Origin of the sequence: Staphylococcus sp. AtDRG32, from assembly GCF_004365845.1 — a bacterium.
Taxonomy (GTDB): Bacteria; Bacillota; Bacilli; order Staphylococcales; family Staphylococcaceae; genus Staphylococcus; species Staphylococcus hominis.
Map to the genome: position 1 here is coordinate 334,545 of NZ_SODE01000002.1, position 25,518 is coordinate 360,062.

Genomic DNA, 25,518 nt, shown 5'->3' on the forward strand with positions numbered 1-25,518 from the left:
TGATATGGCTAAACAAAAACTCGTAATGATTGGTAATGGTATGGCTGGTTTAAGAACAATTGAAGAAATTTTAGAGCGTTCAGATTCTCAATTTGACATTACAATTATTGGTAAAGAACCTTATCCTAATTATAATCGAATCATGTTATCCAATATTTTACAAAAGAAAATGACAGTTGAAGAAACGATTATGAACACTTATGACTGGTATAAAGAACATCATATTGAACTAATTGTAGATGATCCAGTTGAAAAAGTAGATAGACAATCCAAAACGGTCACTACGTCTAAAGGTATCACTGTAGCTTATGATATCTGTATCTTTGCGACGGGTTCAAAGGCATTTGTTTTACCTATACCTGGATCAGAATTACCAAGTGTCATCGGTTGGCGCACAATTGAAGATACTGAGCGTATGATTGAAATTGCTAAAACAAAACAACGTGCCATTGTTATTGGTGGAGGTCTTCTTGGATTAGAATGTGCAAGAGGATTAATGGATCAAGGTATGGATGTAACAGTTCTTCACTTAGCAGAATGGCTGATGGAAATGCAATTAGACCGTAAAGCTGGAGATATGTTAAAAGCTGATTTAGAACGTCAAGGCATGCATATTGAACTACAAGCAAATTCTAAAGAAATTATAGGAACAGATGATGTAGAAGCTATTAAGCTAGCTGATGGTAGAGTAATAGAAACAGATTTAGTCGTTATGGCTGTTGGTATACGTCCATTTACCGAAGTAGCTCGTGAAGCGGGATTAGAAGTGAATCGAGGTATCGTCGTTAATGATTACTTGCAAACATCTGATGAACATATCTATGCCGTGGGTGAATGCGCAGAACACAATGGTAAAGTATATGGTTTAGTTGCACCTCTTTATGAACAAGGTAAAGTGCTTGCTGATTATTTAACAGGTAATGAGACTGAAGGATATAAAGGTTCTACGACATTTACGTCTTTAAAAGTATCAGGTTGTGATTTATATAGTGCAGGACAAATCGTTGAAGATGACACTGTACATGGCATCGAAATCTTTAACAGTGTAGATAATATTTACAAAAAAGTCTATCTAAGTGATGGTCGAGTAGTAGGTGCCGTTTTATATGGCGATACAGATGATGGTTCAAGATTTTATAGTATGATGAAAAAACATGAATCACTAGAGGACTATACACTAGTGTCACTTCTTCATAAAGGCGGAGAAGAAAGTGGAACTTCAATAGCAGATATGCCTGATGATGAAACAATTTGTGGTTGTAATGGTGTAGATAAAGGTACGATTGTCAACGCAATTACAACAAAAGGATTAACTACTGTAGATGAGGTTACAAAAACAACCAAAGCAGGAAATTCTTGTGGTAAATGTAAAGGACAAATTGGAGAAATACTAAAATGTACATTAGGTGATGAATTTGTAGCTGCTAAACCAACAGGTATTTGTGCATGTACTGATTTGACACGTGATGAAATTGTTACCCAAATTAGAGCTAAAGGTTTAAAAACGTCAAAAGAAGTTCGTCACGTACTTGATTTTAAAGATAAAAATGGTTGTCCAAAATGTCGCCCAGCTATTAACTATTATCTAAATATGGTATATCCTCATGAACACCAAGATGAAAAAGCATCAAGATTTGCGAACGAACGTTATCATGCAAATATTCAAAATGATGGTACTTTCTCAGTGATTCCACAAATGCGTGGTGGTGTCACAGATGCTGACCAATTAATTCGTTTAGGTGAAGTAGCGAAAAAATATAACGTGCCTCTTGTTAAAGTAACAGGGTCTCAGCGTGTAGGATTATATGGTCTTAAAAAAGATGAGTTACCAAAGGTTTGGAAAGATTTAGGTATGCGCTCTGCCTCTGCATATGGTAAGAAAACGCGTTCTGTGAAAAGTTGTGTTGGTAAGGAATTCTGTCGATTTGGTACACAATATACTACACGTTTAGGTATTCGATTAGAAAAAACATTTGAATACATAGACACACCTCATAAATTTAAAATGGGTGTCTCTGGTTGTCCAAGAAGCTGTGTAGAATCAGGTGTTAAAGACTTTGGTGTCATTTCAGTAGAAAATGGCTATCAAATTTATATTGGTGGTAACGGTGGCACAGAGGTCACTGTAGGTCAATTACTCACTACTGTTGAAACAGAAGATCAAGTGGTACAACTGTGTGGTGCGCTTATGCAATATTACAGAGAGACTGGAATATATGCTGAACGAACAGCACCATGGCTTAAACGACTAGGATTTGATCATGTTAAAGAAGTGCTTTTAGATGAACAACGTCAAAAAGAACTTTTTGATAGAATTATGGATGCTAAACAAGCACTTGAAGAAGAACCTTGGGAAGCTATTGTTGAAAATAAAGAATCACAAAAAATATTTGAAGTCGAGAAAGTGTGAGGATGAGTGTAATGGAAAAAGTTAAAGTAACAACTATGGATGAATTAACACCATTAATTGGTAAAAAAGTTATTGTTAAAGATAAACAAATCGGTATATTTTTAACAGAAAATGGACAAGTGCATGCTATTAATAATGTGTGTCCACATAAAGAAGGACCGCTATCTGAAGGTACTGTAAGTGGAGAATACGTTTATTGTCCACTCCACGATCAAAAAATTGATTTGAATACGGGTAAAGTGCAAGAACCTGATACAGGTTGTGTTGAAACATATCAAGTTGAAATTCAAGATGGAGACGTATTTATATGTCTCTAGTCACTAATAGTAAATTTGGAAAAGTATATTTAATTGGGGCTGGCCCTGGCAATCCTAATTTGCTAACTAAACAAGCAGAACGATTAATTCGTCAAGCAGATGTTATTTTATATGATCGTCTTGTCAATCCATTGATATTACAATATGCAAAACCAACTACTGAAATCATAGATGTTGGAAAAAAACCTTATACTAAACATATTCAACAAGAAGATATTAATTTAAAAATAGTAGCAGCAGCGAAAAAGTATAAAGTTGTTGTACGTTTAAAAGGTGGAGACCCAGCAGTATTTGGACGAGTAACTGAAGAAATAGACATTTTAAAAGAACATCAGATTGCCTACGATATTGTACCTGGGGTAACTTCTGCGAGTGCAGCGGTAGCTTCATTAGACTTAGGTTTAACGATGCGTTCAGTAGCACCAAGTGTTACATTTTCTACAGGTCATTTTAAAGATGATATTGATCAAGACATGGATATACGTAATTTAGCTAATGGTGGGACTTTAGCAATTTATATGGGAATTAAACGATTAAATTATATTATTAGTCAAATTAGAAGATATACTAAAGAAGATTATGATATTGCTATCATTTTTAATGCTACATGTTATAACGAAACCATAGTGGTTGGTAAACTAAGCACTATTGAATATCAATTATCTAAGCTTAATATTAAACATGATCCAGGAATTTGTATATTAGGCCATATCATTAACTATATGGATGACGAAAAGATTATACACTCAAAACAAACAATAGATGAAACATTGTACGTTATTAAAGGGAATAAAGAATTAGCACTTTCAAAAGCAGAAGATTTATCTCAACAGTATTTAAAATGCTTAATTCAATATGATGAAACCTATCATTCTTCTCAAAAATATTTATATGAATCGATCATAACGCAGCATCAAAATATTAAATATATTGAAGTGTAGTTCTTTACACTTCGAATGTCATAAGTGAGATAACACGGTATTTAAAAAGTGTGTTATCTCACTTTTTTAGGGATTCTTTTATATGAAATAGGTAATTCCCTAATATAAAAGCCATGTGAAAAAATGTACAATTTAAATGAAATTTCTTTAAATAACATTGAACATAAGTAACGTATGACCTTTGCAGGTAGGAGGATTTATATAAATGGGAAAATTCGGATTAAACTTTTTCAAACCAACTGAAACGTTTAATGGAAATTGGTCAGTCTTAGAAAGTAAAAGTAGAGAATGGGAAAAAATGTATCGTGAAAGATGGAGTCACGATAAAGTAGTAAGAACTACACATGGCGTAAACTGTACTGGATCGTGTTCGTGGAAAGTTTTCGTTAAAAATGGTGTGATTACGTGGGAAAATCAACAAATTGACTATCCAAGTTGCGGTCCAGATATGCCTGAATTTGAACCTCGTGGATGTCCACGTGGCGCGTCATTTTCATGGTATGAATACAGCCCACTTCGTGTGAAATATCCTTACATTAGAGGTAAACTATTAGATCTATGGACAGAAGCACTTGAAGACAATAATGGAAATCGTATCGCTGCATGGGCATCTATCGTCGAAGATGAAAAGAAAGCTAAATTATATAAGGAAGCACGTGGTAAAGGTGGACATGTACGTGCAAGTTGGAAAGATGTAACAGATATTATCGCAGCACAAATTCTTTATACCATTAAAAAAGATGGTCCGGATAGAATCGCTGGTTTTACACCTATTCCAGCAATGTCGATGATTAGTTATGCATCTGGTGCGCGTTTTATTAATTTATTAGGCGGAGAAATGTTAAGTTTTTATGATTGGTATGCTGATTTACCACCTGCATCTCCTCAAATTTGGGGTGAACAAACTGATGTACCTGAATCAAGTGATTGGTACAATGCCTCTTACATCATTATGTGGGGATCTAACGTTCCACTTACTCGTACGCCTGATGCCCATTTTATGACTGAAGTACGTTATAAAGGTGCAAAAGTGGTGTCTGTAGCACCAGATTATGCAGAAAATGTTAAATTTGCTGATAATTGGTTAGCACCTCATCCAGGAACAGATGCTGCAGTTGCTCAAGCTATGACACATGTCATCTTACAAGAATTTTATGAAGATGAACCAAGTGATATGTTTGTTAATTATGCCAAGCAATATACAGATATGCCATTTGTATTGATGTTGGATGAAGATGAGAATGGTTATAAGGCAGGACGATTTTTACGTGCAAGCGATTTAGGCATAAAAAGTAAAAATGGTGAGTGGAAACCAGTGATTCACGATGCGATTAGCCATCGACTTGTCGTTCCAAACGGTACAATGGGTCAACGTTGGGAAGAAGGCAAACAATGGAATTTAAAACTCGAAACAGAAGATGGAAGTAAAATTGATCCAGCTTTATCTGTTGCAGAAGAAGATTATGAGTTACAAACCATTCAATTTCCTTACTTTGATAGTCAAGGAGATGGTATTTTCGAACGACCTATCCCAACTAAAAAAGTTAAATTGGCAGATGGTAAAGAAGTACGTATTGCTACAGTATATGATTTAATGGCTAGTCAATATGGTATTAAACGATTTGGTCATGAGTTAGAAGCTAAATCTTATGAAGATAGTGAGTCTAAATATACACCTGCATGGCAAGAAAACGTTACAGGTATTAAACAAGAATTAGTGACACAAGTCGCAAGAGAATTTGCACAAAATGCTATTGATACTAAAGGACGTTCGATGATAATTATGGGTGCGGGGATTAACCACTGGTTCAATTCTGACACCATTTACCGTGCTGTATTGAATTTAGTTCTCTTATGTGGATGCCAAGGTGTTAATGGTGGAGGTTGGGCTCACTATGTTGGGCAAGAAAAATGTCGTCCAATCGAAGGATGGAATACTGTAGCTTTCGCTAAAGATTGGCAAGGTCCACCACGTTTACAAAATGGTACAAGTTGGTTCTATTTTGCAACTGATCAATGGAAATATGAAGAATCTAATGTAGATAAATTGAAATCACCACTTGCTAACAACATTAAACATCAGCATCCAGCAGATTATAATGTGACAGCAGCACGTTTAGGTTGGTTGCCTTCATATCCACAATTTAATAAAAACAGTTTGTTATTTGGTGAAGAAGCAAGAGATGCGGGCGATGATTCAAATGAAGCTATTTTAAAACGTGCGATTGAATCAGTGAAAAATAAAGAAACAGAATTTGCTATTGAAGACCCAGACTTAAGAAAAAATCACCCTAAAACATTATTTGTTTGGAGATCTAACTTAATTTCAAGTTCAGCTAAAGGTCAAGAGTACTTTATGAAACATTTACTTGGTACACGTTCAGGATTAATGGCTGAACCAAATGAAAATGATAAACCAGAGGAAATTAAATGGAGAGAAGATACAGTAGGCAAATTAGATTTACTTGTATCATTAGATTTTAGAATGACTGCAACGCCTTTGTATTCTGATATTGTGTTGCCAGCAGCAACTTGGTATGAAAAACATGACTTATCTTCAACCGATATGCATCCATTTATTCATCCATTTAATCCAGCAATTGATCCATTATGGGAATCACGTTCTGACTGGGACATTTACAAAACATTGAGTAAAGCAATTTCAGAAATGGCTAAAGATTATTTACCAGGCACATTTAAAGATGTGGTAACTACACCACTTGCTCATGATTCTAAACAAGAATTAGGTTCTGAATACGGTATTGTTAAAGATTGGTCTAAAGGTGAAGTAGAAGGCATGCCAGGTAAAACTATGCCTAACTTCTCTATTGTAGAACGTGACTATACTAAAATTTATGATAAATACGTTACATTAGGACCTTTACTTGAGAAAGGTAAAGTAGGGGCACATGGCGTAAGTTTTAGTGTTAAAGAAGAATACGAAGAACTAAAAAGCATGATTGGTACATGGAATGATGACGATGAACATTCTGTTAGAAATGATAGACCACGTATTGATACTGCACGTAAAGTAGCTGATGCAATTTTAAATATCTCTTCGGCAACGAATGGTAAATTATCTCAAAAATCATATGAAGATTTAGAAAATCAAACTGGAATGGAATTGAAGGATATTTCAAAAGAACGTGCATCTGAAAAAATTTCATTCTTAAATATTACAGCTCAACCAAGAGAAGTTATCCCAACAGCAGTATTCCCAGGTTCTAATAAAAATAATCGTCGTTATTCTCCATTTACAACAAATATTGAGAGACTTGTACCTTTTAGAACGCTAACAGGAAGACAAAGTTACTATATCGATCACGAAGTATTCCAGCAATTTGGTGAAAGTTTACCAGTATATAAACCAACACTTCCACCAATGGTATTTGGCGCAAGAGATAAAAAGGTAAAAGGTGGACAAGATGCACTTGTTCTACGTTATTTAACACCTCATGGAAAATGGAATATTCATTCAACATATCAAGATAATGAACGTATGTTGACTTTATTCAGAGGAGGTCCAGTTGTTTGGCTATCTAATGAAGATGCTGAGCAACATGGTATTAATGATAATGATTGGCTTGAAGTTTATAACAGAAATGGTGTTGTGACTGCAAGAGCGGTAACGTCACACCGCATGCCTAAAGGTACGATGTTTATGTATCACGCACAAGATAAGCACATTGAAACACCAGGTTCTGAGATTACTGATACTCGTGGGGGATCACATAATGCACCTACAAGAATTCACCTAAAACCTACGCAATTAGTTGGAGGATATGCACAAATTAGTTATCACTTCAATTACTATGGACCAATTGGAAACCAACGTGATGTGTACGTCGCAGTTAGAAAAATGAAGGAGGTAAATTGGCTTGAAGATTAAAGCGCAAGTTGCAATGGTATTGAATTTAGATAAATGTATTGGGTGTCATACATGTAGTGTGACATGTAAAAATACTTGGACAAATAGACCGGGTGCAGAATACATGTGGTTTAATAATGTAGAAACCAAACCAGGTGTAGGTTATCCAAAACGTTGGGAAGATCAAGAGCACTATAAAGGTGGTTGGGTATTAAATAAAAAAGGTAAACTTGAGCTTAAATCAGGTAGTAAGTGGTCTAAAATTGCCTTAGGTAAAATCTTCTATAATCCAGATATGCCGTTAATCAAAGATTATTATGAACCATGGACTTATAATTATGAACATTTAACAACAGCTAAAGAAGGTAAACATTCACCAGTTGCAAAAGCACACTCATTGATTTCAGGAGATAGACTAAATCTTGAATGGGGACCAAACTGGGAAGATGATTTAGCTGGTGGACATGTAACAGGACCAGAAGATCCAAATATTCAAAGAATTGAAGAAGACATCAAATTCCAATTTGATGAAACATTTATGATGTATTTACCTCGTCTATGCGAGCATTGCTTAAATCCTAGTTGTGTTGCTTCATGTCCTTCAGGGGCTATGTATAAAAGAGATGAAGATGGTATTGTTTTAGTCGATCAGGATGCATGTCGTGGGTGGCGCTACTGTATGACAGGTTGTCCTTACAAAAAAGTATATTTCAACTGGAAAACAAATAAAGCTGAAAAATGTACATTCTGCTTCCCAAGAATTGAAGCAGGAATGCCAACTGTATGTTCAGAAACGTGTACAGGAAGAATGAGATATTTAGGCGTTTTACTATATGACGCTGATCGTGTACATGAAGCGGCTTCAGCTGAAAATGAACAAGACTTATATGAAAAACAACTTGATATCTTCTTAAATCCATTTGATGAAGAAGTGATTGAACAAGCAGAAAAAGATGGTATCAGTTATGAATGGATCCAAGCTGCTCAAAATTCACCTGTTTATAAATTAGCAATTGAATATAAATTGGCATTTCCATTACATCCTGAATTTAGAACAATGCCAATGGTATGGTACTGCCCGCCTTTAAGTCCAATTATGAGTTATTTTGAAGGTAAAAATTCAGGTCAAAATCCTGATATGATTTTCCCGGCCATCGAAGAAATGCGTTTACCTATTGAATATTTAGCAAACTTATTTACAGCAGGTAAAGTAGAGCCAGTGAAAGAAGCGTTACAAAAAATGGCAATGATGAGAAGTTATATGCGTGCTCAAGTCACAAACAAACCATTTGATACTTCTAGATTAGAACGTTTAGGTTTATCAGAAATTCAAACAAAAGAAATGTATCGTCTATTAGGTTTAGCTAAATATGAAGACCGATTTGTTGTACCATCTTCACATAAAGAAACCTATTTAGATACGTATCACGCTCAAGGTAGTCAAGGATATGGCGGTGAATATTTCGGAGACAATTGTGAAGGTTGTGGTGTTCCAGTAGGTTCAACGTCAGGAAAATCTAGTCAAGAAATTTATAATGAGAATTTCTATGGAGGTATTTTCCGTGATTAATCTAACGCAATTTAAATACTATCAAGAAAGTTTTGGATATCTTGCACAACAACTTAATTTTCCAGAAAAATTAACCTTTCATCCTAATACATTTGAAGAAACGATTCATCCTTCACATCCAGGATATGCAGATTTAATGAAATATCGTGAAATTATGTATCAATTTACTTTATCTGAAATTAAAGCAATTTATACGGATACATTTGATTTCAATAAAACATCACCACTTTATATGACTTACAATAAATTTGATACTCAAAAAGAAAGAGGTCAAATGCTCGCAAAACTTAAAGTACTTTATGAAATGTTTGGATTAAAAATGGTAGATAATGAATTATCTGATTATCTACCATTGATGTTGCAGTTTTTACACGTAGCAAGTTGGCATAATGATCCTCGTGCAGAAGGCAATATTGAGTTAGTGATTATGATTATTGAAGATGGTACATATGAAATGGCAAATCAATTAGCTAAGGAGAATAATCCTTACGCTTATGTGATTCGTGCATTACGAGAAACATTAAAAGCTTGTTTAGACATTCCAAAAGAGGTGACACATCATGCTTAATCAATTTCTTTGGATTATTTACCCATATTTATGTGTGGCAATTTTTATCGTCGGTCATATTGCCCGATATAAATATGATCAGTTTTCATGGACTGCAAAATCGAGTGAGTTTTTAGAAAAGAAACAACTTAAATGGGGCAGTCTGTTATTTCACTTAGGAATTATTCCAGTATTTTTTGGCCATGTGGTGGGATTAGCTATTCCAGCAGAATGGATAGATGGGCTTGGTATAAGCGAAAGTACATATCACTTTGGAGCTGTTTATATCGGTAGTATTTTTGGTATAATGACTCTAATTGGAATGTTACTTTTAACAGCAAGACGTTTAACTATTAGTAATGTGAGAAAGTTAAGTTCAGCTTCTGATATTTTCGTAAATTTCTTATTAATATTGATTATATTTATGGGATGTTTCTCAACATTAGTTACTAATGCAGTGATAACTGACTTTGATTACCGTCAAACGATTTCTATATGGTTTAGACACTTATTTACATTTTCACCTAATGCAGCACTAATGACAGGCGTTCCATTATCATTTAAAATTCATATCTTATTAGGATTTACAATATTAGCTTGTTGGCCATTTACACGTCTTGTACATGTATGGAGTATTCCATTAGCATATACAAATAGACGTTATATTGTATATAGAAAACATAAAGCACCTCGTGCACATTAAATATAAAAGGAGTACGATATATGATTCCGGAACCTTTGTTTGAACCGGTACATTTTCAGCAAGAGCTTGACACACTTAGAAAAAAAGAAAACTGTGATTTTGCTGGTGTTGCGCTATATGAAAACCATGAACCTTCTGGACCTATTAAATGGCAATATGTTTCAGGTAATCTAAACAATCGTTATAAATTGATTGTTTTGAGAAAAGGCAGAGGCTTAGCTGGAACAGTCATGAAAACAGGAAAGCGAATGGTTATAGAAAATGTTTCCAAAACAATAACGCCAGAAGAAAAAATTAAGTATCCTATTTTGATGAGTGAAAACTTAAACGCACTCGTTGCTATACCATTATGGCATGAACAGCATGTTGCAGGCGTGTTATTATTAGGACAAAGAGGTAGTAAAACATTGCCTAAAGTGATTAATCAATTAAATATTAAAGGCCGTTTGTGGGAATTTAATGAAGAAATCTAGGTGATATATGTGTTAGAGTTGTATAATCTGCAAATGGAAGACTTACTAAAAAAATATTATGAAACTACAAATGAAAAAATTGTTTTTGTAAACAAAGAAGGAAAAATCATTGCAATGAATGACGCCGCTGAAGAAATTATTTCAAAAGATAATAATTATAGTGCGATGACAAATGCGATTTGTGACCGTTGTGAAGGGTATTCAAATGAATTTGAACTTCAAAGTTGCAAAAATTGTTATTTAGACACATCTAAACCAAACGATATCAATTTTCAAGTGTTTATGAAAACAGTAGATCATAAAGTTCGACCATTTACAGCTTCTTATCAAGCAATTGATGAAGATAATGAGATATATGCATTTACACTTCAAGATATTTCGCCGCAAATTGAAAGACAAGAAAAAATGTATCAACGTCAGATGATGAGAAAAACAATTTCCGCGCAAGAAAATGAAAGAAAACGTATTTCTAGAGAACTACACGATAGTGTTGTACAAGAAATGCTAAATATTGATGTTGAACTCAGATTGCTGAAATATCAAAAAGAATCCTCAGAACTTGTCCAACAATCACAACGTATTGAGGGATTAATGTCTAAATTGATTGATGATATCAGACATCTATCAGTTGAATTAAGACCCTCATCTCTAGATGATTTAGGCTTGGAAGCGGCTTTTAAATCATATTTTAAACAATTTGAAAATAATTATGGTATGCAAATTGTATATCAGTCTAACATTAAAGATAAAAGATATGATAGTGAAGTAGAAACGGTGGTTTACCGTGTGGTACAGGAAGCGGTATTTAATGCATTAAAATACGCAGGCGTAAGTTCGGTAGATGTCTTTGTTCAGGAGGTTGGACGTTTATTAATGGCTGAAGTTATTGATCATGGTCAAGGTTTTGATCCGAATTCTCAACCACAAGGTACAGGACTAGGATTGTATGGTATGAATGAAAGAGCAGAGCTTGTAAACGGAAAAGTGAATGTAGAAACACATTTAGGAAAAGGAACGATTATCACTTTAGAAGTGCCACTCTAGAGAGTGTAAGGGGACTGACTTATAATTGAAAATAGTAATTGCAGATGATCATGCAGTAGTAAGAACAGGTTTTTCTATGATATTAAACTTTCAAGAAGATATGGAAGTTGTAGCTACGGCAGCTGATGGAGTAGAAGCGTATCAGAAAGTGATGGAATACAAGCCGGATGTATTAATTATGGATTTAAGTATGCCACCTGGTGAGTCTGGCTTAATTGCTACTAGCAAAATTTCTGAAAGTTTTCCTGAAACAAAAATATTAATTTTAACAATGTATGATGATGAAGAATATTTGTTTCACGTTTTAAGAAATGGTGCTAAAGGATACATTTTAAAAAATTCACCAGATGAACAACTCATTTTAGCAGTACGAACAGTGTATAAAGGTGAAACGTATATTGATATGAAACTAACGACGTCATTAGTAAATGAATTTGTAAATGTTTCTAATCAAGATGAAAAAGCCACTAATGATCCTTTCAAAATACTTTCTAAAAGAGAATTAGAAATATTACCATTAATTGCAAAGGGATATGGAAATAAAGAAATTGCTGAAAAATTGTTTGTATCCGTTAAAACAGTTGAGGCACATAAAACGCATATTATGACTAAATTAAATTTAAAATCTAAACCAGAGCTTGTAGAATATGCGCTTAAGAAGAAACTTTTAGACTTTTAAATATGTTGAAAGACTTAAATAATGACACTCATATTATAATTTTACCAGCACATAATATTCATGTGTTGGTTTTTCTTTGTCTTATTATTTAAATATAGGGGGATTATTAGAGAGTATAAGGGAAACTCCTTATGTTCATATTTTCACAAAGTGATTAAAATTTAAATGTAATCAGTAATTAATCACACAAATTGACTATATTGATATGTGGTTTAATTATCGATAATAGAAAATAAAAATTGATGAAGGTGAAAAAATGAATAAAACTAAGGGTGGTTTTCAACTTACGTTACAAACTTTAAGTCTTGTAGTTGGATTCATGGCTTGGAGCATTATTTCTCCATTGATGCCATACATTTCACAAGATATTAAAATTAATCCAGGACAGTTATCAATTATTTTAGCGATACCAGTTATCCTAGGATCGATTCTTCGTGTACCATTTGGTTATTTAACAAATATTATTGGCGCTAAATGGGTATTCTTTTGTAGTTTTATTATATTATTATTTCCTATTTTCTTCTTAGGACAAGCCCAATCGCCTGGTATGTTAATGGCGTCTGGATTTTTTTTAGGAGTAGGAGGAGCCATTTTCTCTGTAGGTGTCACTTCAGTTCCTAAATATTTTTCAAAAGATAAAGTAGGATTAGCAAATGGTATTTATGGAATGGGGAACATTGGTACAGCAATTTCATCATTCTTAGCACCTCCTATTGCGGGTATTGTAGGATGGCAAACAACAGTAAGAAGTTATCTTATTATTATCGCTATTTTTGCAATATTAATGTTTTTCCTTGGAGATGCTAAAGAACCTAAAGTTAAAGTACCTTTAGGCGCTCAAGTTAAAGATTTATCTTCAAACTACAAACTATATTATTTGAGTTTATGGTACTTTATTACATTTGGTGCTTTTGTAGCATTTGGTTTATTCTTACCTAACTATTTAGTTAATAATTTCGGAATAGATAAAGTAGATGCAGGTATTCGATCAGGAGTATTTATCGCATTAGCAACATTCTTAAGACCTGTGGGTGGGATTTTAGGAGATAAATTCAACGCGGTTAAAGTCTTGATGATAGATTTTGTTGTGATGATTATCGGTGCAGTTATTTTAGGTGTTTCAAGTCATATTGCCTTATTTACTATAGGTTGTTTAACAATTAGTATTTGTGCTGGATTAGGAAATGGACTCATCTTTAAACTTGTGCCATCTTATTTTGCTAAAGAATCTGGTACTGCAAACGGAATTGTTTCTATGATGGGAGGGTTAGGTGGTTTCTTCCCACCACTTGTTATCACGTATGTTACTTCATTGACAGGTTCAAGTCATTTAGCATTTATTTTACTAGCTGTATTTGGAATACTTGCTTTTATTACAATGGGTCATCTTTACAAAAAAGAATACGCAAAATAAATATACAACGTAGTGCACTAGCACTACGTTTGTTTATTAGCTTATGCTAAGCACCTATTTTTTCAATAATCTAATGTAAAATGAAAGATGAATACAACGTACTTTGATGAGAGGTTGAAATAATAGCACAAGCTGAAACTACCCTCTAAGAGAGTAAGGCAATAATACGAAGAATTATAAATAAGCCAGTAAATGAATGTCTAATCACTCATTTACTGGCTATTTTTCTGAAAGTTATATCTCAACTTCTTTTATTTATTCTACTGTAATTGTAGTACCTTCGTCTTCTTCAGTGACATTCTTAGGTAAAATCACCACTAAAACACCATCTTCATAACTTGCTTTGATTTGATTTTTATTAATATCTTCGAATTCAAAGCGTCTTACCAATTCTCCGCTTGAGCGTTCACTTAATTGAACACTACCTGTTTGCTCAGATACTTGTTTAATGACTTTAATCGTTAAAGTAGCATGTTCATATTTAAGATGAATGTCTTGTTTCTTTACGCCAGGTAATTCGGCTTCTAGAACATATTGATTTTTTTGACTGTAAACATTTGTTGGGAAGCTTTTAGTTGAAAATTGGTTAAATACTTGTTCACCTAGATCACGAAATACATCTCTTGGATTATTTTTAAAAATAGCTTGATCAAAAAATTCTCTATTATTCATATATGAAATCTCCTTTTCAGAGTAATATGTCATAAAATATATTGAAATTTTACAATATCATTATATAAATAGAGATACTACACGTAAAGTAAAAGCAATTTGAAAGTTTGAAGAATTAAAAAGTGAAAGATGTGGAATAAAGAAACATGACAAAAGACGTCGATATTATGTATTAGTTAGAAAATAAAAGAAAGAAGGAACAATAATTACTTAGCTTTTGTCATGTGTAATAACTATTCAGCATTAGAGCCGAAGTTCTCTGAAATAATATGTCTTAAGCTACTAGCAAGGCCATCCGCTTCATCGTCAGAAATATCAAAATCATTAAACACTTGATTAGAAATTTGCTCTAATACTGGTTTAATGTCTCTACCATTTTGAGTTAATGAAATTTGTAAATTACGTTCATCTTCTTTTTCTCGCATGCGTTGTACGTAACCTTTTTTCTCTAATTTTTTTAAGAGAGGCGTTAAAGTTCCAGAATCTAAGAAGACACGTTGACCAAGGGACTTAATGTTTATTTTTTCGTCGTTTTCAATAGCCATAAGAACCATAAAACTTGTGTATGTTAAATCATACTCTTTTAGATAGTGAGTATATTTTTTAATTACCTCTTTTGAAGTAACATAAAGTAAAAAACATAATTGTTTACTTAAATAACTGTCCTTTACATACATATTTTTCCCCCCTCAACTTATTTAAAGATAGTATGAACAATAGCTAATGTCAAGACTATTGTCAGAGTATTATATAAGTTTTTTAATAAATTTAAAAATAAATTTAACTAAGTCTACATATAAATTTAGAATGTTGATTTATTTCAAATTCTAAATTAAATTATTAGTATATTTTGTTACAAAAAAGAGGTATCACTTTAAAAAAGTTACTATTTCATTCATAATTATTTAAATGATAAAAGAAGCTATTTTATTGAGTAAGAGAATGAAGGAGTGCTCTGATGAGTAAGAAGCAAAAGATTATTAGAATTATTATTATATTAGCTATTTCTCTTGTATTAGCTATTGCGTTCTTCTTTGGAACGAAAGCGTATCAAGGGCATAAAAATGTACAACTTGTAGACAATTACATAGAACAAAAACATTTGAAAGATAAAATTAAATCAGAAAAAACATTATATAGTGCTAAAAGAGGCGTCTATTATAAACAAGTGGTTTTTAAAGACGAGCCTAATTTAACATATATCATTCAGCCAATTGGTACACGTAAAGGTATTTTAGTTGAAGGCTTTGATACGGAAACCAAGAAAAGCATTAAAAGTGCAAAACATAACTATTTCAACCAAAATTATAAGCCATGATATATAATTAATATGTAGAACTAGAGATATTAATGGTGATTACTACTCAAAAAAACAATGTCTATGGAAAAATAGATATTGTTTTTTTTAATGAAATTTTTGTTAAATGGTAAAGGTAAACGAGTTAGTTAAAAAAGGTTTTAGAGTAATGTCATTCATTTATCAACCGCTCTTACATTGAGAAGGTTAAAGATAGTGATTGAATTCCAACATCTATATTCTAAAAAATATTCTCATTTTTCTGTTTTTAATTAATTATTTTTTCCAAATTAAATATGTATATTATTTAATAGTTTTTAATTTGTTATATCCGAATTTTGAATAATTTGATATAATTAAGCGATGTCAGAAGAAGGGGGTTTCAACGTGACTCTGTTCAAGAGAAAAGTTAGCCTACCTATGCAAGTATTAATTGCATTAGTGCTAGGTGTAGTAATTGGTTTATTATTATTTGGACAAACAGGTGTTGCAAATTATATTAAACCTTTCGGTGACGTTTTCTTAAATTTAATCAAAATGATCATCATCCCAATTGTATTCTGTTCACTTGCTTTATCTATTTCGAATTTAGGGGATTCGAAAAAAATAGGAAGCTATGGATGGAAATCAATTCTTTATTTCGAAATTATTACAACCATCGCCATCGGTTTAGGTTTAATTATTGGTAATATTTTTAAACCAGGAATTGGATTAGATCCTGATAAGTTACCTAAAGGCGATATTACTAAATATCAATCAACTGCGTCTGCCGCAGAACAATCTACATACGGTAACCACTTTATTGATACAATCGTAAATATTATACCAACTAATATTTTTGAAGCTTTAACTAAGGGTGAGTTATTGCCAATTATTTTCTTCGCAGTATTTTTTGGTTTGGGATTAGCTGCAATTGGAGAAAAGGCTGAACCAGTTAAAGGTTTCTTAAACGGTACATTAGAAGCCGTATTTTGGATGATTAATAAAATCTTAAAATTAGCACCAATTGGTGTATTTGCATTTATTTGTACAACTGTTATGACATTCGGTGCTTCAGCTTTAATTCCATTAGCTAAACTTGTTTTAGTAGTTGTATTTGCGATGATTTTCTTCATTATTGTTGTTTTGGGTATTGTAGCAAGGATTTGTGGAATTAGTATTTTCTCAATCATTAAAATACTTAAAGATGAATTATTGCTTGCTTTCTCTACTTCAAGTTCTGAAGCAGTATTACCAGTAATGATGAGTAAAATGGAGAAATTTGGTTCTCCAAAAGAAGTGACTTCTTTTGTTATACCAATTGGATATTCGTTTAATTTAGACGGATCAGCCCTATATCAATCTATCGCTGCTTTATTTGTTGCTCAAATGTATGGTATTCACTTATCATTATCTGAACAAATCATTTTAATGGTGACATTAATGGTTGCATCTAAAGGTATGGCTGGTGTGCCAGGAGTATCTATTGTAGTGTTATTAACAACATTGGGGGCAATGGGCTTACCAGCTCAAGGTCTTGCGTTAATTATCGGTGTAGATCGTTTGTTAGACATGGTTCGTACATGTGTGAACGTTATTGGTAATGCATTATCTACAGTAGTTATCTCTAAATGGGAACATGTCTATGATAAAGAAAAAGGTAAGAAATATCTAGAATCAATTTAAAAAAGGACATCTGACATTTTTAGCGTCGCTTGGATAAGCGATGCTTTTTTATTCAAACAAAAAAGCGAGATAACTGATTTCAAATGAATGTTATCTCGCTCTTTACACTTTCTAATATATCAAAAACTACATGCCTTTCATATCATGCATTTCATGAATTTTCATCATGAGACCATGTGGCACATCATCATGATTTACTTTTGATACTCTAGAAAATGAATCAGAACCTTTTTCTTTTACTAAAAAGACAAAATCGCCTTTTTTCACTTTTACATTAGTGTTAGATGGTAATTTAACATTTTTCTCTACTTTTTCAGTTTGTTCATTTACCATTTTATCAATAGTGTGACTATCTTTCATATAGCCATAGTAGGATTCTTTTTGGTGACCATTTAGCATGACAATGGCTAAAATAATGCTAACAATTAACATAATTGCAATTAAAGCAATTCCTAACCCTAAACCTTTTTTGTTCTTCATTAAGACTCTCCTTAAATATATTAATTTATTTGTACAAAAAATAGAATTAAATTACAATAAAAGTTTCACAAAAATTCAATTGTACTTCAACTAATATAAATGAATCATTATAAATAAGCAAATAAGAGTAGATAGAATTCATGATACATTCTATCTACTCTTATTAAAAATAAAATTAAAGATCAATTGTGATTGGTGTATCAATATCATCATCATTCATTAAAGTAATCGTTTTTGGATTTATTTTTAACACACATAAATTAGGATCCTCTTTGGAATCGAAGAATGTTTTATCTTGTGTTTCCCACAACCAATCAATGACTTTCTGATCTTCTACAATGTCAATACTTGCTTCTATTTCAACAAAACTATTATTTGTTGTTTCATTATATCCTAGTAAAATATATGCTTCTGGATTACTTTGAATTTCTTTTACTTTAGAACTTTTATTGCTTGTTTTTGTATATAAATTAAGACCATCGTTATAGAACACCATATATCTGCTATTCGGTTTATTATTATATGCAGTTGATAATACGCCAATTTTAGAAGTATTTAAAACTTTCTCAATCGCTTGAGTCACTTTTTGTTTGTCCAAACTAATCATCTCCTTATTTTATTAATATCCCTTTAAAATTAATTTTAAACAGATTTGATATAAATATATTTCACTTCATCATGATGCAATGTCATATTAAATGGATGGTTGTTTTCTTCTTGTATAAATAATTCTGTTTTAGGTTGATTGCATCTATCTAATTGATGAATAATACTTTTTTCGATGTATACAGGTAAATTATCTTGAGACATTAATTGATGAATCGTCCCATGTTCTTTATTTAATGTATTTGCGATAATTAAGCTGTTTTCATTTAATTTATTTAGTATTTGATAATGTTGTTTACTGTCAGACAAGTAGCGATCATTAATTTTATTAAATAAGATAAAATGGTAATTTCCATCTTTTTGACTCATTAAATAATTATTTGAAATATGGATAGGCACATCGATAAATGCTGCAATAAATTGATACAGATGCATAATTGGGAGTAAACTCCCATGTCGATTAAATAATGCAATAAACATCGGATCATCTTCAAAAAGGTGATAGCAAATACCGCCTCCATATTTTAATAGTGCCGTTAAATGACAAACTAAATCTGCTAATTGAAGTGGATGTTTACCGTCATTTGTATACTTAAAGCAACGTAATGATAAGCTACTATAGACAAATTGAGTCGAAGGTATATTAGAATTCTTTATAAAATGAATGTAGTTTTCGAAGTGGGTATTTGCATGAGTAAATCCGCGTTGGTGTTCAATTAATATATTTTTCGTATCAATATTTTCAATGTCAACAAAATAGTAATCAAAATTAAGACGCTTCATTGTATCATAGACCTCTTGTAACTTTTCATACTGATGTAATAATCCTTCCACTAAAACACCATATTTAATCGAACGATTTTTGTTTCTAAGTTTTAAATATGATAGATGGATATCTTGAATAGTCATTGACTTGGTATCAAATACTAGCATAAATCGTACACTTTTTTTATTCCATTTATAATCTTGATTATTTTCTAAAAACGTCATAATTAAATCGTAAAAAGTAGTGAACTCAGATTTATTTTTGATAACGACGGCTAAACTGATATTTTTTTCAAATAATTTTTCGAAGCAGCGATTGAGTAAGGTTCCGTTAATTGAATGTTGATTCATATCACTCATATCATTAATCAAAATGGCTGGTTTAGGTAAATAAGATAAATCGATATCATAATAATCATTAAAAACAAACTGGAATAATTCGTTAATATTTTTAAAATGAATAAATGCCTTTGAAGAACGAGTATGTTGAAGGGCTTCTAATTGCTCAAGATCAATGATAGTCGTTTCGGTAGATAAGTGTTCAGTTGTTTCAAATTGAGAGATTAATTCAAAATACTTAGGTTCAATGTCACTCTTCAATCGTATCGCAGATATATGATCAGAATGATTCAGTTGAGAACGAAATCGTTTTGGACTTAAATTAAGATAATTTTTAAATTGATTAGTAAAATTGGTATGACTACTAAAACCAGATTGTTCAGAAATACTTGTAATAGAGTCATTCGTACAAATGAGTAACCTAATAGCATGATTGATTTTCAAACTTGTATAATAATCTTTAAAATTAATATTCAATATACGTACAAATAAATTTGAACAATATGACTCAGAAATAAGTGCATGTGCTGCAATATCTTGTAGAGAAATATTGGAAGTAATGTGATCATGAATGAATGTAAGTATATTTGTTAAGATATGCTGTTCAACAGGAATCTTTGGAATATATATATGAGGATGTCTAATAACTGCTTCTTTATAAAAAGTTTGTATGATCTTTGGAATCACTTTGTCATCATGATGAGACGTGTTGTACATATGTTCTATATTATTTAAAATGATTGATTTGATAAAATAACTTGATTGTAAGAGATGAGCATCAAAGTGGCAATTAAAAAAAGCAGCGTCTTCAAGATAAAAGTAAGCCATTGGTATTTTGAGCTCAATTAGATTTCTTCCTTTATTAATTTGATATAAATCGCCTTGATTAATGATTGCAATATGATTTGATAATTGATGATATTTTCCATTGATTGTCATTTCTAATTCATTAGTTAAAGAAAATAATATAAGAACATGATTGATGTTTCTCCTAGTCATAGAAGTAATATTTTCATGTAAAAAAAGAGTACTGCTCATAAATAAGTCTCCTCATCTTGTATAGTATTTGTGTGTGGGATTTGGGTCTGTTTGAATAATAAGAGTTATTATATATGAAAATAAATGAGATATTAATAGTTAAAAATAAAAAATTTTTGTTTATTTTTAACTGAAAACGATAACAATTTTATAGATGCACAATATTATTATTTTTTTTAGAATGTCGCATGAGACTATTGAAAATTTTTAGTAGGTTAATGAAACGAATTTAAATGCATAATAAATATAGATTTTGAGTGAAGAGATATAAGATATCAAATAATGATTCACTTGAAATTAACAATGACTAATTCTGTACATACATCACGATACAACATCATTTGAATATGTAGCATCAAGAATGAATTTACTTATATATTTGATGTAAGCCCCATATATTTAAAATCACTTTTAAAATGTATATCAAGAAACCACATCTTAGAGCATTAGCGACAGATATACAATAGTTTAATGAAACTAACGATTACGGTGATTTAAATAGAAAAAAAGAACATTACTCCTTAGAATAAGCAACTTAGAATAGAAGATGCATACAAATATAAAAAGGTATTAACAGTAGCTAACTATTATATTTAGAATCATTATAACTCCCCAAAAATTTCTATTTAATGTGTAACAGTTTTACATCATAACATCTAAATATACTTTTACTTAATTAAACATCACGAATTATATTCAAAGTTAAGAATGTCAGAATTAGTATTAAAAAAATCCTGGGATAATGAATTGTCCCAGGATTTTTGATGTATTAGTAAGTAGGAATTAATAGGTATGTTTATTGCGTTTATAATTGCCGTGATTGTCACTTTAGTTTTATCACGAAGAAAAGCTTACAAAGCGGCAGCAGAATAAAAAAGTAACTCTTGCGATATATTGCAAGGGTTACTTTTTTATTAAAGTTTTTGCTTACGCCATAAGAAAATACTTACAATAGTGACTAATATTAAAGAGATTCCTACAATAACCAGCCACGAAACGTAACTCTTATCATCAATAGGTAATGGAACGTTCATACCAAAGAAACTAAAGACAAGTGTAGGTAGTGTTAGTAATACCGTAAAAAGCGTTAATGTCTTCATAATATTGTTCATTTCATTTGAAAGTAATGAAGAATACGATGACGTGATACTTTCTAAAATACCTGTGTATAATTCAGTTGTTTCAATCGCTTGGTTATTTTCAATGACTAAGTCTTCTAATAAATCCTCATCTTCTTCAAAACGTTTAATTGCAGGCAAACGGAATAATTTTTTAATAATCGTATCATTCCCTTTTAAAGCTGCTAAAAAGTAAACCAAACTTTTTTCTACTTCCATTAAACGATAAAGTTGTTTATTCGTAATACTATTTTTCAAATCTCTTTCAATACGGATTCTTGATTTATTTAAAAGACGCAAATTTCTGTTATAGTGATTTGAAATCGTAAGTAAAATATCTAAAGCAAAGCGACTATGAAATTTTAAATTTACGTTATCTTGTCTTGAATAATTTTCAAGAAATTCATTTTCAGCATCACAAATTGTAAAAATCACACCATTTCCAATCACAATACCTAGAGGAATGGTAACAAATGAGAGAACATGACGATTCGTAGAACTTACAATAGGCAAGTCGACAATAATAAGAGAATAGCCAGTATCTTCATCATATTCAATACGTGCACTTTCATCTGCATCAAGAGGATCACGAATAAAATCTTCTGGCAGATTGTACTGTTCAATTAATTGCTCAATTTCTTCTCTATCAGGTTCGACAACATTTATCCATGATGCAGATTGGTTTATATTTGTTTCAACTATTTCATTAGTAGTTGAGTGTTTATATGCAGTCAACATAATCGATAGTTCCTTTCTTAGTCTTTATTTCGCTGTGTCAATATTTAAAGCTTTATATTGATGCTGAACCATGATTCTTAAAGGTCCATTATAAATAATTTTAAAAATATGATTGGTTAAATCTTCAACTGAAAGACGGTGGGGATCATTCACCCAAAATTTAACAGTAGATATTGTTGCACCAGCAACATAACTATGAAAATATTTTTCTGGTATACCTTCAATCTCATGATTTGTACTAATATATTTTTGCATATTTTCCCCGATTAAGGAATAAATTTTTTCTTCAAGTTTTGACTTCCTATTTAATTGTAAGATCGTTTGATAAAAAGTAATATTATCCGAAATATGTTGAAGCATATTTTTTAAAATAATATTAATAAAATTTTTAGCAGTATCTTCTGGATCTTTTCCCATAATATTATGAAGATGATTTAAGAATGTCATTTGAGAAATAAATTCATCTTCCATATCTGATAATAATAAATATTTATCTTCATAATGTAAATAAAAGGTACCTCTATTAATATCTGCACGATCTGCAATATCTTGAATTGTAATTTTTTCTAATTCCTTTTCATTTAATAATTCGATAAATGAAGACTTAATTGCTGACCTCGTCTTACGAACTCTCCGATCTTCTTTCATTCTGCATCAATCCTTTATAATTAATTAACAATATTAGGCATAATGTTCATTAATTAACGATATGATCATTATTGATTATTGTATTGAAGTGATAACCTCATTATAATTTACAACGTATTAAATATTCAACACATTGTTCAATAAATATAGGGAGGTAAGTAAAAATGAATATTTTTTAAAAGTAAATTACTATGGTTAGCACCAATTGCAGCTATTTTATTATTAGTGATATTCTCTTTAGTGTTTTATCTTGCATTCAATCCAAAACCAAAACAAATACAGATTGCAGTGGCAAATAATGACAAAGGTATAGATATTCAAGGTAATAAAGTAAATATTGGTAAAACAATTGAAGATAAATTAATGGATAGTGATTCTGATACTGTTAAATGGATTAAAGTAGATAAAGAATCAGATATTAAAAAAGGGATTAATGATCATAAATATTACGGCGCAACTATTTTTAATAAAAATTTTTCAAAAAATGCAATGAGTAAAACGCAGTTGATTATTTGAAAAAAGGTGTATTATATTATTTAGATATCTAACTAAATGAGATAGGCACAAATAGAATATAATTATTAATATTGAGTTAGTGTGTTAGCATATAAAATGAAACACTATTCTGATACTATTTATATTAAATGCGTTGTTTGGTTTAACAGGGGTTGTATGGTCATTATTAATCGCTGAAACACTTTGTTCACTGTTAGCAATGTTTATTGTATATGTTTAAAACACAAGTTAACTGTGGACACTCAAGTGTTAGTAGAAGAATAAAATAATTTGATATTAAAGCGAGCTATAAGGGAGGAGATCTCTTATTTAGCCCGCTTTAAATTTATATAAACGATGACATATGATAATAATTATTGTTAAATAAGTTATATTACTTTATTATTGTTAAATGAGTATTTTTTATAGGAGGACGTCAATGGTCATTTTAAAGCGAAGTTCTAAAGTAGCTATAGCGTTATTGATGATGTTCCTATTTTTATTCGTGCCGAGTATGACAAAAATAGCTTCTGCGCACGCTACTTTAGAAAAAACAACCCCAGCACAAAACGGTATCGTATCAAAACAACCAGATACAATCGAATTAACATTTAATGAGCCAGTAAATGCCGAATATTCAGGGATAACGATATATAATGATAAAGGAAAGAAAGTTGCTGATGTTAAACCGAGTACAATAGGACATTCAGATACTTTATCTTTCTCAGGCAAGCAATTAAAAGAAGGTACACAACAAATTAAATGGCATACTGTATCTGCTGATGGTCATGAAATTAGTGATCAATTTGAATTTTCAGTTGGTAAAAAAACAGCCAATGGTGTAGATACTACTCCTGTTGCATATGAAACGCCTGCATTTTGGTTTGGTGTGTTTAGATATATCGCTGAAGGCGCAACAATTATTTTAGTTGGTTTATATTGGTTAAACGGTATTGCACGTAGAAATAATTTATCAACATTTGATATTTTCCCTAGACATGTCGCTGTATCATTGATCATGATGATGGCATATATTATGTCACTTGTACTTTATCTGATGACTCTATCATCTGATATTTTGGATTCAGTTTTAACATTTAATCCAAGTGTCTTAATTCAATTTCCATATATACTGAGCGCTGTTGCTTTAATTATTTTAAGTGGATTATTTGTATTAAGAAATATGGAACGAACATGGTATTGGGCTATTTCGATAATTATGATTTTAGCTTTAAGTATGTCAGGACATGCTTGGTCTCAAAGTGCACCTGTTTGGTCAATTATACTTAGAACATTACACTTAGCTGGTATCAGTTTATGGCTAGGCGCATTAATTTATTTGTTTTCTTCAGTATTTACTAAAAAACGAGATGCAGTTGATTTATTGCGAGAAATCTTATTTAAAGTGAATGGAGCTGCTGTTGCAGTTATCATTATTACTGGTATATTAATGTCGATTGATGAAACTAAAATTTTATCAATATGGTCTAATATGAAAACGTGGACAATATTATTAATAATTAAAATCGTAGGAACATTAATGATGATGGCTTTAGGCTTTATGCAAACAACGCGCGCCTTAAACAAACGTTATAGAATTAATAAAGTCTCTTTAATCGTAGAAGTTTCTATTGGTATTATTTTAATACTTGTTGGTGTTATTATGAGTCAAATTAATATTCCATAAAAGG

General features: G+C 31.4%; 21 protein-coding genes and 2 pseudogenes. 16 read left to right on the plus strand and 7 right to left on the minus strand.

Annotated features, from left to right (window positions below):
• Nucleotides 1-4: 4 nt before the first annotated feature.
• The 11 genes from nirB (at nucleotide 5) to BDW25_RS05685 (ending at nucleotide 13,966) form a co-directional block, all read left to right on the plus strand.
• Nucleotides 5-2,410, plus strand: coding sequence for a nitrite reductase large subunit NirB (gene nirB, locus BDW25_RS05635; protein WP_133945086.1), 2,406 nt, complete (start codon nucleotides 5-7; stop codon nucleotides 2,408-2,410).
• Between the two features lie 2 nt (nucleotides 2,411-2,412).
• Nucleotides 2,413-2,727: a nitrite reductase small subunit NirD gene (gene nirD, locus BDW25_RS05640; protein ID WP_037554316.1), complete on the plus strand. Its 315-nt coding sequence runs from the start codon at nucleotides 2,413-2,415 to the stop codon at nucleotides 2,725-2,727.
• Entirely contained in the window at nucleotides 2,718-3,668 is a 951-nt protein-coding gene (cobA, locus tag BDW25_RS05645) for a uroporphyrinogen-III C-methyltransferase (RefSeq protein ID WP_133945088.1), read from the plus strand. The genes nirD and cobA overlap by 10 nt, the downstream gene beginning before the upstream one ends.
• 205 nt (nucleotides 3,669-3,873) lie before the next feature.
• Nucleotides 3,874-7,557, plus strand: a complete 3,684-nt coding sequence (locus tag BDW25_RS05650; RefSeq protein WP_002448393.1) for a nitrate reductase subunit alpha — start codon at nucleotides 3,874-3,876, stop codon at nucleotides 7,555-7,557.
• A complete protein-coding gene (gene narH / locus BDW25_RS05655; RefSeq protein WP_002454911.1) occupies nucleotides 7,547-9,106 on the plus strand; it encodes a nitrate reductase subunit beta in 1,560 nt (519 codons plus the stop codon). The genes BDW25_RS05650 and narH overlap by 11 nt, the downstream gene beginning before the upstream one ends.
• Nucleotides 9,099-9,674 (plus strand): nitrate reductase molybdenum cofactor assembly chaperone, encoded by a 576-nt coding sequence (gene narJ / locus BDW25_RS05660; protein WP_002448445.1) that lies wholly within the window; start codon nucleotides 9,099-9,101, stop codon nucleotides 9,672-9,674. Before narH ends, narJ begins: the two co-directional genes overlap by 8 nt.
• Nucleotides 9,667-10,356 (plus strand): respiratory nitrate reductase subunit gamma, encoded by a 690-nt coding sequence (gene narI, locus BDW25_RS05665; RefSeq protein WP_002448574.1) that lies wholly within the window; start codon nucleotides 9,667-9,669, stop codon nucleotides 10,354-10,356. The genes narJ and narI overlap by 8 nt, the downstream gene beginning before the upstream one ends.
• 20 nt (nucleotides 10,357-10,376) lie before the next feature.
• Nucleotides 10,377-10,829 carry a nitrate respiration regulation accessory nitrate sensor NreA gene (nreA, locus tag BDW25_RS05670; RefSeq protein ID WP_002448501.1) on the plus strand — a complete coding sequence of 151 codons (453 nt, stop codon included), beginning with the start codon at nucleotides 10,377-10,379 and terminating at the stop codon, nucleotides 10,827-10,829.
• Nucleotides 10,830-10,862: 33 nt separating this feature from the next.
• On the plus strand, nucleotides 10,863-11,873 hold the full coding sequence (gene nreB, locus BDW25_RS05675; RefSeq protein WP_233172043.1) for a nitrate respiration regulation sensor histidine kinase NreB: 1,011 nt from the start codon (nucleotides 10,863-10,865) through the stop codon (nucleotides 11,871-11,873).
• A 25-nt stretch (nucleotides 11,874-11,898) separates the two neighbouring features.
• Nucleotides 11,899-12,552 carry a nitrate respiration regulation response regulator NreC gene (nreC, locus tag BDW25_RS05680; protein WP_002448626.1) on the plus strand — a complete coding sequence of 218 codons (654 nt, stop codon included), beginning with the start codon at nucleotides 11,899-11,901 and terminating at the stop codon, nucleotides 12,550-12,552.
• Nucleotides 12,553-12,808: 256 nt separating this feature from the next.
• Nucleotides 12,809-13,966 carry a nitrate/nitrite transporter gene (locus BDW25_RS05685; protein WP_002448585.1) on the plus strand — a complete coding sequence of 386 codons (1,158 nt, stop codon included), beginning with the start codon at nucleotides 12,809-12,811 and terminating at the stop codon, nucleotides 13,964-13,966.
• Nucleotides 13,967-14,221: 255 nt separating this feature from the next.
• Here BDW25_RS05685 and BDW25_RS05690 read toward each other — a convergent pair whose 3' ends face one another.
• Together BDW25_RS05690 and BDW25_RS05695 are read right to left on the minus strand one after the other, a co-directional pair.
• Nucleotides 14,222-14,638 carry an Hsp20 family protein gene (locus BDW25_RS05690; protein WP_002488807.1) on the minus strand — a complete coding sequence of 139 codons (417 nt, stop codon included), beginning with the start codon at nucleotides 14,636-14,638 and terminating at the stop codon, nucleotides 14,222-14,224.
• 233 nt (nucleotides 14,639-14,871) lie between these two features.
• Complete coding sequence (locus tag BDW25_RS05695) at nucleotides 14,872-15,315, minus strand: MarR family winged helix-turn-helix transcriptional regulator (protein WP_002448339.1); 444 nt, start codon at nucleotides 15,313-15,315, stop codon at nucleotides 14,872-14,874.
• A 281-nt stretch (nucleotides 15,316-15,596) separates the two neighbouring features.
• Here BDW25_RS05695 and BDW25_RS05700 point away from each other — a divergent pair, with 281 nt between their 5' ends.
• Nucleotides 15,597-15,956: a DUF3139 domain-containing protein gene (locus tag BDW25_RS05700; RefSeq protein WP_002448406.1), complete on the plus strand. Its 360-nt coding sequence runs from the start codon at nucleotides 15,597-15,599 to the stop codon at nucleotides 15,954-15,956.
• 366 nt (nucleotides 15,957-16,322) lie between these two features.
• Nucleotides 16,323-17,600 carry a cation:dicarboxylate symporter family transporter gene (locus BDW25_RS05705; protein WP_002454915.1) on the plus strand — a complete coding sequence of 426 codons (1,278 nt, stop codon included), beginning with the start codon at nucleotides 16,323-16,325 and terminating at the stop codon, nucleotides 17,598-17,600.
• Nucleotides 17,601-17,726: 126 nt separating this feature from the next.
• Here the strand turns inward: BDW25_RS05705 and BDW25_RS05710 are convergent, their stop codons facing one another.
• The 5 genes from BDW25_RS05710 to BDW25_RS05730 all read right to left on the minus strand — a co-directional run bounded on the left by BDW25_RS05710 (nucleotide 17,727) and on the right by BDW25_RS05730 (nucleotide 23,332).
• On the minus strand, nucleotides 17,727-18,080 hold the full coding sequence (locus BDW25_RS05710) for a DUF4889 domain-containing protein (protein ID WP_002448569.1): 354 nt from the start codon (nucleotides 18,078-18,080) through the stop codon (nucleotides 17,727-17,729).
• A gap of 175 nt (nucleotides 18,081-18,255) precedes the next feature.
• Nucleotides 18,256-18,678, minus strand: a complete 423-nt coding sequence (locus tag BDW25_RS05715) for a pyridoxamine 5'-phosphate oxidase family protein (RefSeq protein ID WP_002448507.1) — start codon at nucleotides 18,676-18,678, stop codon at nucleotides 18,256-18,258.
• 44 nt (nucleotides 18,679-18,722) lie between these two features.
• Nucleotides 18,723-20,828, minus strand: coding sequence for an AraC family transcriptional regulator Rsp (gene rsp / locus BDW25_RS05720; protein ID WP_002448558.1), 2,106 nt, complete (start codon nucleotides 20,826-20,828; stop codon nucleotides 18,723-18,725).
• 914 nt (nucleotides 20,829-21,742) lie between these two features.
• Nucleotides 21,743-22,684: a magnesium transporter CorA family protein gene (locus BDW25_RS05725; protein ID WP_002454917.1), complete on the minus strand. Its 942-nt coding sequence runs from the start codon at nucleotides 22,682-22,684 to the stop codon at nucleotides 21,743-21,745.
• 24 nt (nucleotides 22,685-22,708) lie between these two features.
• Nucleotides 22,709-23,332 (minus strand): TetR/AcrR family transcriptional regulator, encoded by a 624-nt coding sequence (locus BDW25_RS05730; protein ID WP_002448440.1) that lies wholly within the window; start codon nucleotides 23,330-23,332, stop codon nucleotides 22,709-22,711.
• A 168-nt stretch (nucleotides 23,333-23,500) separates the two neighbouring features.
• On the opposite strand from BDW25_RS05730, the pseudogene BDW25_RS05735 reads away from it, so the two are divergent.
• The 3 genes and pseudogenes from BDW25_RS05735 to BDW25_RS05745 all read left to right on the plus strand — a co-directional run.
• Nucleotides 23,501-23,845, plus strand: a pseudogene (locus tag BDW25_RS05735) (YhgE/Pip domain-containing protein); the annotation flags it as partial.
• Nucleotides 23,846-23,954: 109 nt separating this feature from the next.
• Nucleotides 23,955-24,112: pseudogene (locus BDW25_RS11030) on the plus strand (MATE family efflux transporter); the annotation flags it as partial.
• Nucleotides 24,113-24,266: 154 nt separating this feature from the next.
• Nucleotides 24,267-25,514, plus strand: coding sequence for a copper resistance CopC/CopD family protein (locus BDW25_RS05745; RefSeq protein WP_133945092.1), 1,248 nt, complete (start codon nucleotides 24,267-24,269; stop codon nucleotides 25,512-25,514).
• The last annotated feature ends 4 nt before the right edge of the window (nucleotides 25,515-25,518 follow it).

Coding starts and splice junctions, on each gene's coding strand:
- BDW25_RS05650 (WP_002448393.1), top strand. CDS start 3,874: ATGGGAAAATTCGGATTAAACTTTTTCAAACCAACTGAAACGTTTAAT.
- rsp (WP_002448558.1), bottom strand. CDS start 20,828: ATGAGCAGTACTCTTTTTTTACATGAAAATATTACTTCTATGACTAGG.
- BDW25_RS05700 (WP_002448406.1), top strand. CDS start 15,597: ATGAGTAAGAAGCAAAAGATTATTAGAATTATTATTATATTAGCTATT.
- nreB (WP_233172043.1), top strand. CDS start 10,863: ATGGAAGACTTACTAAAAAAATATTATGAAACTACAAATGAAAAAATT.
- BDW25_RS05730 (WP_002448440.1), bottom strand. CDS start 23,332: ATGAAAGAAGATCGGAGAGTTCGTAAGACGAGGTCAGCAATTAAGTCT.
- nreA (WP_002448501.1), top strand. CDS start 10,377: ATGATTCCGGAACCTTTGTTTGAACCGGTACATTTTCAGCAAGAGCTT.
- BDW25_RS05710 (WP_002448569.1), bottom strand. CDS start 18,080: ATGAAGAACAAAAAAGGTTTAGGGTTAGGAATTGCTTTAATTGCAATT.
- BDW25_RS05685 (WP_002448585.1), top strand. CDS start 12,809: ATGAATAAAACTAAGGGTGGTTTTCAACTTACGTTACAAACTTTAAGT.
- nirD (WP_037554316.1), top strand. CDS start 2,413: ATGAGTGTAATGGAAAAAGTTAAAGTAACAACTATGGATGAATTAACA.
- BDW25_RS05745 (WP_133945092.1), top strand. CDS start 24,267: ATGGTCATTTTAAAGCGAAGTTCTAAAGTAGCTATAGCGTTATTGATG.
- nirB (WP_133945086.1), top strand. CDS start 5: ATGGCTAAACAAAAACTCGTAATGATTGGTAATGGTATGGCTGGTTTA.
- narI (WP_002448574.1), top strand. CDS start 9,667: ATGCTTAATCAATTTCTTTGGATTATTTACCCATATTTATGTGTGGCA.
- BDW25_RS05725 (WP_002454917.1), bottom strand. CDS start 22,684: ATGTTGACTGCATATAAACACTCAACTACTAATGAAATAGTTGAAACA.
- BDW25_RS05695 (WP_002448339.1), bottom strand. CDS start 15,315: ATGTATGTAAAGGACAGTTATTTAAGTAAACAATTATGTTTTTTACTT.
- cobA (WP_133945088.1), top strand. CDS start 2,718: ATGTCTCTAGTCACTAATAGTAAATTTGGAAAAGTATATTTAATTGGG.
- BDW25_RS05690 (WP_002488807.1), bottom strand. CDS start 14,638: ATGAATAATAGAGAATTTTTTGATCAAGCTATTTTTAAAAATAATCCA.